The sequence below is a fragment of the Novipirellula caenicola genome (genome assembly GCF_039545035.1).
GTDB classification, from domain to species: domain Bacteria; phylum Planctomycetota; class Planctomycetia; order Pirellulales; family Pirellulaceae; genus Novipirellula; species Novipirellula caenicola.
In genome coordinates this window covers 1-14,531 of sequence record NZ_BAABRO010000034.1, presented here as the reverse complement: position 1 = coordinate 14,531, position 14,531 = coordinate 1, and the positions used below count along the sequence as shown (strand labels likewise).

Annotated in this window: 6 protein-coding genes; 1 reads left to right on the top strand and 5 read right to left on the bottom strand. The window is 56.7% G+C overall.

The genetic code is table 11. The annotated features are described in order from the left end of the window. The first annotated feature begins 678 nt into the window (after nucleotides 1–678). Nucleotides 679–1,059 carry an endonuclease domain-containing protein gene (locus ABEA92_RS30315; RefSeq protein WP_345689454.1) on the top strand — a complete coding sequence of 127 codons (381 nt, stop codon included), beginning with the start codon at nucleotides 679–681 and terminating at the stop codon, nucleotides 1,057–1,059. Nucleotides 1,060–2,690: 1,631 nt separating this feature from the next. On the opposite strand, the gene ABEA92_RS30310 is transcribed toward ABEA92_RS30315, so the two are convergent. The 5 genes from ABEA92_RS30310 to ABEA92_RS30290 all read right to left on the bottom strand — a co-directional run. Further along, on the bottom strand, nucleotides 2,691–4,103 hold the full coding sequence (locus ABEA92_RS30310; protein ID WP_345689452.1) for a DUF1501 domain-containing protein: 1,413 nt from the start codon (nucleotides 4,101–4,103) through the stop codon (nucleotides 2,691–2,693). A 163-nt stretch (nucleotides 4,104–4,266) separates the two neighbouring features. Further along, nucleotides 4,267–7,404, bottom strand: coding sequence for a DUF1553 domain-containing protein (locus tag ABEA92_RS30305; RefSeq protein WP_345689450.1), 3,138 nt, complete (start codon nucleotides 7,402–7,404; stop codon nucleotides 4,267–4,269). Between the two features lie 377 nt (nucleotides 7,405–7,781). Next, a complete protein-coding gene (locus ABEA92_RS30300) occupies nucleotides 7,782–8,630 on the bottom strand; it encodes a peptidase (protein ID WP_345689448.1) in 849 nt (282 codons plus the stop codon). Nucleotides 8,631–8,706: 76 nt separating this feature from the next. Then, a complete protein-coding gene (locus ABEA92_RS30295; RefSeq protein WP_345689477.1) occupies nucleotides 8,707–9,417 on the bottom strand; it encodes a PEP-CTERM sorting domain-containing protein in 711 nt (236 codons plus the stop codon). Between the two features lie 51 nt (nucleotides 9,418–9,468). Next, on the bottom strand, nucleotides 9,469–14,531 hold a 5,063-nt coding region (locus tag ABEA92_RS30290; protein ID WP_345689446.1), incomplete at its 5' end, for a beta strand repeat-containing protein.

The window sequence follows — 14,531 nt, the reverse complement described above, 5'->3', positions numbered from 1 at the left end:
CGCTCTGGCGAGGTGAATTGCGGCATGTCACCTCTCCCAAACAAGGTTTGGGAGAGGTCGAGCAGAGCCTCCGGCGATTGCTCGGGTGAGGGCTGTCCGAGCAATCCGCACCGAACGTCGCCTCGCGTGTGCACACCGCGGCCCTCACCCGGACGAGGCTTAAAGGTCCCGTCCGACCTCACCCCAGCCACGCTCTGGCGAGGGGCTTGCGGCATGTCACCTCTCCCAAACAAAGTTTGGGAGAGGTCGAGCAAAGCCTCCGGCGATTGCTCGGGTGAGGGCTGTCCGAGCCATCCCCACCGAACGCCGCCCTGTGGGCGCGCGGTTGGCCCTCACCCGAACGAGGCCTAAATGTCTCGTTCGACCTCACCCCAGCCACGCGCAGGCGAGGTGTTGCGGCGTGTCACCTCTCCCAAACTTGTTTGGGAGAGGTCGAGCAGAGCCTCCGGCGACTGCTCGGGTGAGGGCCGACCGAGCCATCCCCACCGAACGTCGTCTCGCATATGCGCAGCCACCTCTCACCCGCCCAAGCCCCACTTTCTGCTCCCCCTTCAAGTTTCGCACATGCGAAGCGCCTTCTCCGATCTCTCCTCGCCCTATCATTTTGATGTGCATCCAAATCGAAGACTCGGTATGATCTGGGGTGGCGATACAAACCGGCGAGGAGGGGCAATGGTGATGGCGATTCGAGAAAACCCAAACACAACCATCAAAGCTCGCGAACTTCGTGCGAGGCAAACAAAAGCAGAGTCACTGTTATGGCGAGTGCTTCGCGGCCGGAGACTTTGCGGGCTTAAGTTCCGGCGGCAACACCCGATCGAACCCTTCATCACGGATTTCGCATGTATTCAGCGGAAGCAAATTGTGGAAATCGATGGAGGATACCACGATGCGATCTACGAAGCGGACGAATCACGCCAGCGATACATCGAGAGTCGAGGCTGGGACGTGTTACGTTTTTCAAACGAAGACGTGCTCGCCGATGTCGAAGCGGTAGCGATCGGGATCGCTAAACACTTGCAGCTCGAACCAGTGTTTGAAGGAAGAAAGCCAAGATAAACCTCGGTCGCAGAAACCTCGAGGCCCCACGCAGTCGTCACTCGCCCCCGAGACAACTTAATCGAGGTGGCTTACCGCGTGTCACCTCTCCCAAACAAAGTTTGGGAGAGGTCGAGCAGAGCCTCCGGCGACTGCTCGGGTGAGGGCTGTCCGAACAATCCGCACCGAACGCCGCCTCGTGTGTGCACACCGCGGCCCTCACCCGAACGAAGCCTATAGGGCTCGTCCGACCTCTCCCCAGCTGCGCTCGGGCGAGGTGGCTTGTGTGACATCAACTCGCCGTCAAACCTCGCGCAGGCGAGGTGTTGCGGCATGTCACCTCTCCCATACAAAGTTTGGGAGAGGTCGAGCAGAGCCTCCGGCGATTGCTCGGGTGAGGGCTGTCCGAGCAATCCGCACCGAACGCCGCCTCGCGTTTGCACACCGCGGCCCTCACCCGGACGAAACCTATAGGGCTCGTCCGACCTCTCCCCAGCTCCGCTCGGGAGAGGTGACTTGTGTCGTGTCACCTAGCTGTCAAACCTCGCGCAGGCGAGGTGTTGCGGCATGTCACCTCTCCCAAACAAGGTTTGGGAGAGGTCGAGCAGAGCCTCCGGCGATTGCTCGGGTGAGGGCTGTCCGAGCAATCCGCACCGAACGCCGCCTCGCGTATGCGCGGTCGGCCCTCACCCGGACGAAACCTATAGGGCTCGTCCGACCTCTCCCCAGCTCCGCTCGGGAGAGGTGACTTGTGTCGTGTCACCTAGCTGTCAAACCTCGCGCAGGCGAGGTGTTGCAGCATGTCACCTCTCCCAAACAAGGTTTGGGAGAGGTCGAGCAGAGCCTCCGGCGATTGCTCGGGTGAGGGCTGTCCGAGCAATCCGCACCGAACGCCGCCTCGCGTTTGCGCGGTCGGCCCTCGCCCGGACGAAGCCTAAAGGGCCCGTTCGACCTCTCCCCAGCTTCGCGCAGGCGAGGTGTTGAGTCATGTCACCTCTCCCAAACAAAGTTTGGGAGAGGTCGAGCAGAGCCTTCAGCGATTGCTCGGGTGAGGGCCGTCCGCGCAATCCCCACCGAACGCCGCCTCGCGTGTGCACACCGCGGCCCTCACCCGAACGAGGCCTAAAGGGCCCGTCCGACCTCTCCCCAGCTGCGCTCGGGAGAGGTGGCTTGTGTCACATCAACTCGCCGTCAAACCTCGCGCAGGCGAGGGGCTTGCGGCGTGTCACCTCTCCCAAACAAAGTTTGGGAGAGGTCGAGCAGAGCCTCCGGCGATTGCTCGGGTGAGGGCCGTCCGCGCAATCCCCACCGAACGCCGCCTCGTGTGTGCACACCGCGGCCCTCACCCGAACGAAGCCTAAAGGGCTCGTTCGACCTCTCCCCAGCTCCGCTCGGGAGAGGTGACTTGTGTCGTATCACCAAGCTGTCAAACCTCGCGCAGGCGAGGTGACTTGAGTCATGTCACCTCTCCCAAACAAAGTTTGGGAGAGGTCGAGCAGAGCCTCCGGCAATTGCTCGGGTGAGGGCCGTCCGAGCAACCCGCACCGAACGCCGCCTCGTGTATGCACACCGCGGCCCTCACCCGAACGAGGCCTCAAGGGTCCCGTCCGACCTCTCGCCAGCTGCGCTCGGGAGAGGTGGCTTGCGTCGGCTTACCCCACAACTTTCTTAAACACCCGGCCTTCGTTTTCGTCGATCCGCTCCGGCCGTCCTTTATTGACGTAGATCAGTTTTTTATGGTCGATGCCCATCAAGTACAATATCGTGCTGTGCAAATCATGCACATGCACTCGGTCCTCCACTGCGTGCAGTCCGACCTCGTCGGTCGCGCCGAATGCTTGTCCTGCTTTCACACCACCGCCTGCCATCACCATCGTGAAGCCTGTCGGGTTGTGGTCGCGGCCGTTCCCCTGCTCGCTCATCGGCGTGCGTCCAAACTCGCCGCCCCACACGACCAACGTTTCATCGAGCAGCCCGCGACGTGCCAAATCGGTCAGCAAACCGGCTACCGGTTTGTCCATCCCGCGGCACATCTTGGTATGGTTCGATTCGATGTTGCTGTGCGCGTCCCATTGACTGCCCGCCCCATGGTAAAGCTGGATGAATCGCACTCCACGTTCGACCATTCGACGCGCCAATAAGCAATTGCGTCCAAACTCGGACGTCTCCTTCTCGTCCATTCCATACAGCGATTTGGTTTCGGCTGTCTCCTGTGACAAATCGACTGCCTCGGGAGCATGGCTTTGCATTTGATAAGCCAGCTCGTAGCTGCGAATCCGTGCTTCCAGCTCGCTGTTGTCGCTTCGCGTTTGCATGTGCCGGCGGTTGATGGCGGCAAGGTAGTCCAGCTCGATCCGCTGTTGCCGAGGGGTAACGTGTTTGGGGACGTCCAAGTTCGCAAACGGAGTTCCTTCGATCTGCATTTGGGTCCCCTGGTAGATCGCTGGCATAAAGCCGGTGCCCCAGTTCCGCGGTCCGTTGACCACCGTTCCCTTGTCTTGCATCACCACAAAGGCCGGTAGATTTTGGTTCTGCGTTCCCAGTCCATACGTGACCCAACTGCCTAGCGACGGACGGCCCGCGAATTGAGTTCCCGTGTTCATTTGGCAGACGCCTCCGGAATGGTTGATTCCGTTGGTCCAGCATGACCGGATCACCGCCAAGTCGTCCGCGCGTGTCGCCATGTGCGGCAACCAATCCGAAATCCACAGCCCGCTTTCGCCGTGTTGTTTCCATTTCCGTTTGGACTCCAGCACCGGTGAATCGAATTCACCCATCGCCGTGATCACGCGGCCAAACGAATCGGGCAGCGGTTTACCGGCCAGCTTTTGGATCGCGGGCTTCGGATCAAACGTGTCGATGTGACTAGGGCCGCCTTCCATGAACAGAAAAATCACGCTCTTGGCTCGCGCCGGATGATGCGTCAATTTGGACATCAACGGCGATGCCGCATCGGTCGCCTCCGATGCCGAACCGACACCGCCAAGCATTCCCGCCAGCGCAAGGGCGCCAAATCCAGTCCCACTTTGCAGCAGCATTTCGCGTCGCGAAAAAGTCGATGTCATTGCACGTTTCCTCTTTCGGTTTACTTGTCGTTGATCGCTCCGCGATCTCAACGCCTTGGTTCTTAACGCCACCTCGACTCGCTAGCCGCTCGGGACGTCGAATGAAGCTGTCTCGTCATCGTTCCACACGCGGGATCTTTAGCAAGATCCACTACGCCACTTGTTAATCGACATAAATAAATTCGTTCGAATTCAACAACGCGTGCACCAACGCCACGCGAGCCCGGTCGCTTGGCGGAGCAACTGTCGAATTTTTGATACTTGCCCAAGCGTGATGCTTGTTACCCGATGAATCAAAACCGATGCTGTCTTTATTCTCGAACTGCCAATCAATCACATAGTTCGGAAGCCCCTCGGGTGAATCGGCCTGAGCGACTTTGGACAAATCGCGTGCTCTGGCTTCGATGCGAATACTGTCGATCAATCCATCCCATTGATGTTTGCCGAATCGATCCCCGATCGTCAAATCGTTCTCAGGCCGAATCTCTTTGATGACCGAATGTTTCGCGTGTGCGACCTGTAGCTTCGCGTTTTTGTCTGTCAAATCACGCATGTAGAACGTGATCCCCTTTTCCGACGTGTCGTCAAGCTTGACGCTGGCGGCGACGTAGTACGGTTTATTGAGTTCGGGACGCAAATTCGAAGCGACAACTTCGTAATGAAGCTCGTCACCCGTGGCAGTCTTGCCGACCAATTGCAGGATCAAATTGCGAGGTTTGTAAGCGCTTTTTGCCGATGTGACTCCAAAAGACCAACCTGCACGTTTCGGACTGCCGTTCCAATGACCGACGATCGTGCGGACGTTGGCGTCTTTGTACAGCGATCGCAACAACACGACCGCTTCGACCGTAAAATCACCATCGGGCAGCTCTTTCGACGTCGCCAAACTCATGCGGATCGGACCGCCTGGTTTCAAGTCGACCGCGGTGCCGGTTGTGGTGGGCATCGATACCAAGGTTTCGATCTTTTCACCCGGTTCGTCCTCGGTGGCAGCCGCATAGTGGTCGAGAAACTCCATCGCCATTTGCACTTCGTCCAGGCTCGGTGGGCGATTTAGCAACGATTGATAGACATTGGCGATCAACATTTCGTCGTCACCGCTACGCGCAAAGCGTTTGCTGATCGCCGCTGCCCGGTCGTGCGACCATGATCCATTACTCAATAACAATGCTTGCGGCGACGTCGTGGTACGGTGGCGTTTGCCGACGCTGCGGATACGATCCGGAGCGTCAAAGGCCGCCAGCAACGGATCCGGCGAATTGCGGCGGACCGTTTTGTAAATCGCTCGCTTCTTCGATTTTAGTTCACCGCTGGCAATCAACACCGCGTCGTTGATCTCCTCACCCGACAACCGCCGCGGGTTCATCCGCCATAATAGTTGATTGTTCGGGTCGGCAGCGGCAAGTGCATCATCCAGCGGACGCAGCGACGTTTGGCGGTAGGTCGCGGACAACAGGATGCGGCGGTGCAGCTTCTTCAGGCTCCAACCTTCTTCGATGAACCGCGACGCGAGCCAATCCAACAGTAGCGGATGCGTTGGCGGGATCCCTAATCGTCCAAAGTCGCTGGATGTTTCAACCAGTCCAGTGCCAAAGTGCTGTTGCCAGATACGGTTGACGATCACGCGAGCGGTGAGCGGGTTATCGGGACTGGCAATCCATTCGGCAAGCGCCGTGCGGCGTCCGGTCGAACGCAGCGATGCAGGCGGCGGCGTGATCTCGGCGTCACTTTCGTCCAGCAAGGTGATGAACCCAGGAGCGATCGGCGTTTTGTCTTTGTCGTCCAGAATGTACGTCACCGGAGCGACCGGACCGACGTCGCTGCCGACGAAGTCGATGGTCGGCAGCGGTTTGGGTTTCAGCGAATCGAACTCCGCCAACTGTTTTTGCAGTGCTTGCCGTTCCGCTTCCTGTTCTTCGCTGAGCCACTGGGACAACTTGTCGTAGGGTAAATCAAATTGCCGCTCGGCGAGCGATGCGATTTGGTGTTCATAGGGAGTCCGTTCGTGCGGCCGTTTGTGGATCATCGCTTTGATTTCGTCGATGAATTTGTCCGCCTTCTCGCGTGTCGCGTGTTGAATCGCGACCGGGTATTCGATCTCCCTCAGTCGCTCGCGAATGTCGGCCGTCGCCGCCTCCCACTTGGCGTATTGCTGTTGATAGATTCGGCGTGTCTCGGCGTCGGCGACCGGATGATCCTCGGCCGGTTGAAACGCAGCGAAGAAGGCCTTCATGCGAAAGAAGTCTTTTTGCAACAGCGGATCAAATTTGTGATCGTGGCATCGAGCACACTTCAATCCTTGAGCGAGAAAGACGTCGCTGGTCGTTTCGGTGATGTCGTGCAGAATTTCATGCCACTGCGTCTCGACATCGCGTTGGTTGTGTTCATAGATCCAATGTCGCATGTACATCGTCGCGACGTGGGCATCACGATTGCCAGGGTCAATTTCGTCGCCAGCCAATTGTTCGCGAATGAAGCGATCGTATGGCTTGTCTTCGTTAAACGATCGAATCACATAGTCGCGGTAGTGATGGGCATCAGGCCGTGCATGATCGGCACGGTAGCCATCGGAATCAGCATAGCGAACCAGGTCCAACCAGAACCGTGCTTGGTTCTCTCCGTACGCTTCGCTTTGCAGCAAATCATCGACCATCGCCACGTAGTCAAAATCGGGCGAACTGGCCGCTTGCATCGCCGCGGCGTCGGGTGGCAAACCCGTGATCGCGAAATGGATGCGGCGAACCAATGTGTGTGGATCGGCTTCGAAAGCGGGACCGATGTTCGCATTTTCAAGTCGTGCCAGGATGAAACGGTCTAGATCGCCACGGCACCACTGATCATCTTTGATGGCGGGAGGTTGAGGATCGGTGATCGGTTGGTAACACCACCAAGCACGGTCCTCATCGCTGATTTTCGGCGGCGGTTGCAACACGACGCCCGCGGGCCAAGTGGCGCCATCGGCGATCCAATCCACCAGTCCGCTGATCAGCTCGTTTTCGAGTGGTTCTTCAGGCGGCATCTCGAACGACTCGTACCGCAGAGCCTCGATCAGCAAGCTTTCGTCGGGGTTGCCGATGACGATGGCTGGCCCCGAATCGCCGCCCTCGAGTAAATCCTCGAGCGACGTCAACCGCAGCCCACCTTCTTGCTTGGACTCGCCGTGACACGCAATGCAGTGCCGCGTCAGTGTCGGACGCACATGGATTTCAAACCGATCGAGTTGTTCGCGAGAGGGCGGTTGAGCAACAGCACTTCCGCAGACAAGCAGGCCAACAAAGAGGGCAAGCGGAATTCGATACACAGGTAGGAACCGTTAAAGGTGGGCATGGACGTTGATCGCTCCGCGATCATCACGTTTTTGCAATCACATGGTCGTTGCTCGCTCGGTGATCGAAGCGTTTCCAGGCGTCACCGCGTATGGATCGCAAAGCGATCAACTACCATCTTTTGCACGATGGAAAGGCAGGAACGGCCGAGGCCAGCCAAACCCGCCAACTCCGCCGCCCCCGATTATACACAATCTATAGAGCCAAAGTGCAAGCGTGCTGTGTGGGGCCGTAAGTCGTACGCCCGCAATGATTTGCGTTGTTTTTCGGTGCGGTGCGGTGCCGTCCCCGCGGCGTTCTCGTCGCGGGTTTGAGGCGATCGCCTCGTCATGGTGGACGCATAGCTGATTGATCACTCGGTTCGAAGTCGTCGTTGACGCCGTCTGACACCGACGATCACGATGGTAACGGCCGACATCCATCCAGCCGCAGCCGGTTCAGGAACCGAGGTCGCCTGCGCCGAAAATCCAATATCCCGAAACGAAGCCACCGTCATCTCGCTAATGAACGAACCTGGGTTCAGCCATCCGGTCATCAGCTCGAACGTCAAGTCGCGGCCCATCGCATCGGTGATGCCCGACAATGCTCCGCCTCCGTCCGGCTCGTTCCAGTGGCCGTTCGCGGTACCGGCACCACCGCCAAGTTCCACATCCGGAGTCCCTACTTGTCCGAACTCCGATTGCCAAGCCGCCGTGGCATTAGCGCCGGTGAATTCACCAGAACCATTGACGTATACGCCGTTACTTGTCCACAGCGTTCCGAAGCCAAGCACGTGAGCCATCTCGTGCAGAATCAGACTATCAATTTGGCTTTCGGAGAGTCCACCGATGTCGGCAGAATCAAACCTCATCAACCCATCGGTAGCGAGTGTAAAGCCGGATGAGTCGACGCCGATGGCAGTTGGGCCAGCGCTTCCTAGGACCGAACCCGATCCATCAATGTATTCGACCGACGCATCAATAAAGACGTTGCTCAGAGCTTGGTTGTGGGTGGCAGAACTACCCTGGCTTGTGTTGAGAATAAAGCCATCCTGGTAGCCAACCAGCAGCGACTGCCAGGTCATTGCCGCGCGGTCAAATGCCGCCTGATACTGGGAATCACCGCTGAAATCAACCTCGATCACCAGCCCCGCATCCGCTCGCGGCGCAATCGCCGCGACGCATAGAACGACCAGGACGATTCGAGGTGCAAAACGGAGCAAGGGAGTTCAGACAAGGAGAGCGAAGTAGTGAAGGATCTCAAGCTTACTCCGCCACTGTCAAATTACCAGTCTCGTGTTAACAAGCAGCCGGCTCCGCGGCTCCCCGTCTCTTCTTCCGCCACTGCCGTACGCCACCGACAGCGAACACCCCGGCCAAAGCCAGCATGGAACTGGGTTCAGGAACCCCCGAGGCGTTCTGAACCTCAAACTGACCACCTTCTGCGATAAGGGATACAGCATCTACTGAGGTTCCATTAACAACGTTAATGTTGTCAGATCCTCCAAATGCACCGGGGTGCGATGCGTTTGGTTCGAAAACAAAATCATAGAAACCTGGTGCGGCGAGTGCAGAAGCCTTGAAAGTCAAATCAAACAAGTGAAAGGTGTTTGTCGGTGAATTGTACGGGAAAATATCCACTCCAGTGTTACCTGAAGTCACGAATTGGAAGTCAAAGTTCTCAGCATCCGGGTCCGGCAGTAACGCACCACTATTCGCAGCGAAGGTAGGATTAAAAACAACGCCGAAATCCGTAAATACACCACTATACCCAACGCCAGTAGTATCAAAGTCAAAACCCAAGTTGTAGCCCGTCAGCGTACGTGGCCCCGATGCTTCAGTGGAGTAAATTGAGACTGGAATCACAATTGGTGCGCCACCTGCTTGGACAGCTGGGATCACCTGTGGGTCTCCTGTACCAATCTTCACTACGAACGCAGCATCCAACTGATGCACATTAAGGGTCACCAAAGCTAATAGTAGAAGCACTGATTTGTATATCGACAACATTTTAAACACCGAAAGAGTAACTATTTGTGAAGTCTTGAATTTATTGGGCTACTAAAACAGTTTGGAGCCTTCCCGTTCCAAAATACGGGTCTTGTCGGTCGTATCCTGCTTAGCATCTCCATTGACATCACGGAAAATCGAATAGTTTGTATTACCGAAGCTATAGCTAAATCCAGAGATTGAATCCGAGTCCGTCGAATTCACTATGCCGTCCTGATTGACGTCACCCGGCAAGATGTTTAAGCGGAATGAGAAATCCCCGCCCGCGACACCATTACCAGATACCAATTGCCCGGCCGACGCTTGAGTCCATTCGCCGTCAAGTGTATTGCCTTGAGCATCGGTAATACCCGTGGACACCGCAGTGATCGTGAACTGTGATGCGTCTAACGCTTGGTTGAGGCGAACCCGAACAATGGTTCCTGACGCAGAAACTGATTCAATTTGTGGAATCACACCTGGTGTCTCATCTGTTCGTACGCCAGCAATACCCGAAACACGGAAATCGTTGACGCTGATACTCGCACTAACGTCCGCATCGAACCGTAGAACGACCTCATTCAGATTAATCCAAGGTAAGGGCATTAACTGATCGCTGTCCATCGGTACCACATAACCTCGGTCCGTATTGTTGTTGAAGTTACCGTCGTCCAGGATATCAGCCAATTCTGGATGCCACGCGGTCGAGCGAACATAAACCCCAGTCACCGTCGGTCCAGCTTCAGCCACATCGGTGAGGGTCACCTTGACCGACTGCGTCGTCGAAAGCGGGCCTGGGTTGGAGCCATCGTCGGTCACCATCACTTCGAACTCGTACTTGGGTTTAATTTCGAAATTCAAGTCTCCAGCGATAACACCAGCAGCAACCTTGATCTGCCCCACGGAATCAATCTCGAACAACGCTGCGTCTGCACCGATCAGAGTATAACTCAAATTCTGCGGAGGGCTATCAATATCCGTCACCAGGACGGTTCCTACAACTGTACCTCCCACCGAGTTTTCAGCAATACTGAACGTCGATGCAGTAACTTGTGGCGCGTCGTTGGTTTCGACCACCGTGAAGTTCACGGTGCCGATCGCCGAGCCACCACGGCCATCAAGCAAACGATAGGTCAAGGAGTCCGTGCCAACAAAATTGGCGTTCGGCGTGTACGTCAATCGCCCATCGGCCAATAACAAGGCCGTGCCGTTGCTTGGCGGCGTCAACAACACCGGTGTAAGCGTGTCTCCATCAGCGTCGATGTCGTTAAACAAGACGCCGTTGTCACCCGGATTGCCGGGCGTCAACGTCCCATCAGGATCGTTCGCTATCAGCACACCATCTTCGTTGACCGTGTAGCTGTCCGTGTTAGCAACGGGGGCGGTATTACCCGAAGTGATATTGAGAGTCACCGTCGCCGTATCGATTAACGTTCCGTCACTGACGGTGTACGTGAATGTCGAGCTTCCGGTATAGCCGGCGTTGGGCGTAAAGTTAAAGTTGCCCGGCCCAACTAGATCCAATGTTCCCACGCCCGGCAATGGAATCGAAGCAGGGAACGTCACTGACGCCCCGTTAATCATAGTCACGGTGAGATTATCACCATCGACATCAAAGTCGTTGACACGGACGTCGAAAGCGTGAACCGCAGTGTTGATGCCATTGACCGTATCATCATTGGCGACGGGAACTTCATTGATATCCGAAACATTGATCCGCACGGTGGCCGTTGTGCTTGCTGGCGTGGGAGACGCGTTGTCGGTCACCGTCACAGTCAAGTCATAGGTGGCCTGCGTTTCGTAATCAAGCAACGAACCGTTCAGAACAGTGATTTCACCGGTCGACGCGTCAATCGCAAACACATCATTCGCCGGGTTGGTATCACCATCGGAGATCGAGAACAGCAGGTCGTCACCATCGATATCGGTTGCCTGGCTGAAGTAGAAGTCAACCGAATCACCGTTCATCGCGTTCTCAGCTACGCCGAACACCGCGTCAATAGCGACTGGAGCGTCATTAACCGGATCAATCGTGATGTTGACCGTTCCCGTCGCATTCCCACCGCGTCCGTCAGACAAGCGATAGGTAAACGAGTCCGAACCGTTCTGATTCGCAAACGGGGTGTAGGTGAAGTCACCATTGGCCAGGATCGTAACCGATCCCTTGCTTGGTGTACTCAACAACGCCGTCGTTAACGTATCGCCATCGGGATCCGAATCTGCTGTCGTCGGGTTCGCATCCAGAAGATTGCCCGTCAAGACGGTGTCTTCAGCGGTCGTGAACGTATCATTCACCGCGACAGGCAATTGGTTTACCGCACCTGCCCCGACTACCGAAATCGTAACCGTCGCGGTCGACGCAGCTCCGCTCGGATCCGCAGCCGTGTAAGTAAAACTGGTAACTCCCACGAAGCCCGGCGTGGGCACAAAGGTAATCATGCCGTTGGGATCGTACTGCACCTCACCACCCAAGATGAATGCGTTGCCGGCTTCTGAGATCGTTGTCGACTCGATCTCTGTGATCGTCAACATATCACCGTCGACGTCGGTATCGTTACCGAACGCATTAAAGTCGACGGGAATGTCCTGCGTCGTACTGATGTGGTCGTTGACTGCCACCGGGGCGTCATTGACAGCAGCGACAGTGATGCTGACCACCGCCGTGTCCGTACCACCCTGACCATCACTAAGGATGTAAGTAAACGAGTCCGTGCCGTGGAAGTTGGCATTTGGTGTGTAAGTGAAATCACCGTTGCCAGCCAAAATCACCGATCCATGCTGCGGTCCGCTGCCAGGAACCAGCGTCGATGTAATGGTGTTGCCGTCGGGATCGCTATCGGCACCGCTACCATTGTCGGCGAGCACATTTCCAGTCAGTGGGGTATCTTCGACTGCCGACGTGAACAGGTCATCCACGGCAGCCGGATTGTGGTTGATCGCATTGACAACCAAGCTAGCCGTGGTGCTGATTGGTGATGGAATCACTCCGTCAGTGACATTAAAGTTGATCGTTACCGGACCCGTGAAACTAGCCGCTGGAGTGAACGTCCACGGTCCGCTACCGCTGATCGTACCTTCCGCCGCTGACACCGTCACGTTCGATACAGCCAAGGTATCAGCATCGACATCGCTTGAATTCGCCAGCAATTGCGTGGCGGTGAAGATACGCGTCGAGCCTTCGTTGATCGTTCCCAGATCGACCGGATTGACTACCGGAGCATCATTTACACTGGTAACGGTGATGTAGACGACCGCTTGACTGGTCAATCCCCCTGCATCGATTGTCGTGTAGGTCACTTGATCGACACCATGGAAGTTCGCCTTCGGAACGTAGGTCAGAACACCGGTCGCAGAGATCGTGACGCTGCCGCCGCCAATCGTGGTCGTGGCCATACCGAAGTTCGTCGCACTACCGTTGACCTTCGAAACCGTTGTCGGCGTCCCGTCTTCGGCGTCCGTATCATTAGCCAGCACATTAAACGTGCCGCTGGCGGGGAACGTTGTGTCTTCCGTCGTGGTAATCGCATCCTCTTCAGCCACTGGAGCATCGTTCACTGGTGTGACCTCGATACTCACCACGGCGTCAGCCGAATCGACTGTGCCGTCATTGACTTTAAACGAGAAGCTGTCGCTGCCGAAGTAGTTCGCGTTCGGTGTGTAAGTCGCCACGTTGCCTGCAATCGTTACCGTGCCATTGGTCGGTCCGCTGACGATACTGTACGTCAGCGTATCACCATCGATATCGCTAGCACCCAGCACGATGACCTTCGCCGTATCTTCGGCAGTCGTGACACTCTGGGCGTTTGCAACAGGAGCGTCATTGACTGGGGTAACGCTTAGCAGGAAGGACGTACTAACCGTTCCACCATTACCATCGTTGGCTGTAACAGTGATCGTACCACCGACATCGCCGTTGGCAGGCATGCCGGTAAAGGTCGTGCCATCGAAGCTCATCCAGCTCGGTAGACCGGTGGCCGTGTAGGTCAACGGACCGCCATCGACATCGGCAAACGCATCGATCGGGACTGCAACGCTGAAGGATACACCTTCGGTCGCGGTCTGAGTCGCAATCCCTTGATCCACAGTTGGAGCGTCGTTTACCGCGGTGACGTTGATCGTCACGGTCGCCGAACTGGTCGTCGTGCCGTCGCTGAGCGTATAGGTCAGCGTGATTGGGACGGTACTATTGGCCGCCGGGGTGACCACGATGTTGCCAGCCACAATCGCGGCAGTGGCACCGTTGTCCGCACTTACACCGGTGATGCTCAGCGTGTCACCATCGATATCGCTATCGTTGGCCAACAGCAAGGCAGGGTTGATTGTCAAAGTGGTGTCTTCAGGAGTGCTCAGCGCCGCATCACCGACCGCCACGGGAGCATCGTTCGCACCCGTCACCTGGAACGTCACCGTGCCGGTGTCGCTCAGTCCTGCTGCGTCTTCCACTACGAACGTCACCACCACATTGACTATCTCACCAGCGGCCAAGCCTTGGTAGGCTCCCACCGTCGTGTCAATTGTGATATCGCCTGATCCATCGACACTGATTCCCGCTGCTGCAGGACTGATCGCAGGTCCGCCATCAATCGAGACACCCGTTATCGTAAAGTGATCTGCCTCGAACGTTGCCGGTGCGTCATCCACATCCGTGACCAACTCCGTCGGGATCATGCCAAAGTTCAATCCTGTCGTCGTTGTGTCTTCATGAAGAGGAGCAAGTGGAGCTACGTAGTCTTTCGCGACCGGAGCATCATTGACGCTGGTGACCGTGATGTTCACGACTGCCGAGTCAGCCGCCGCCCCATCGCTACGCTCGTATGTGAACGTGTCACTGCCGGTGTAGTTGGCGTTCGGTGTGTAGGTAAACGTGCCATCACTGTTGAACACTAGCGTGCCGTTGGTCGGGCCGGTCGTCACGCTGTAGCTGGCCGAAGGACCATCGACATCGCTGTCGTTACCCGCCACCGAGTTGCTCAGTTGAACGTCTTCGTTGGTGGTGAAGGCGTCGTCATTGGCGACCGGGGTATCGTTGACTGCGGTCACGCTGATTTCAACCGTAGCCACGTTGCTGGTCAGGCCGTCGTTGTCCTTGACCGTGTAGGTGAAGCTGTCACTGCCGTTGTAGTTGGCTGCCGGGA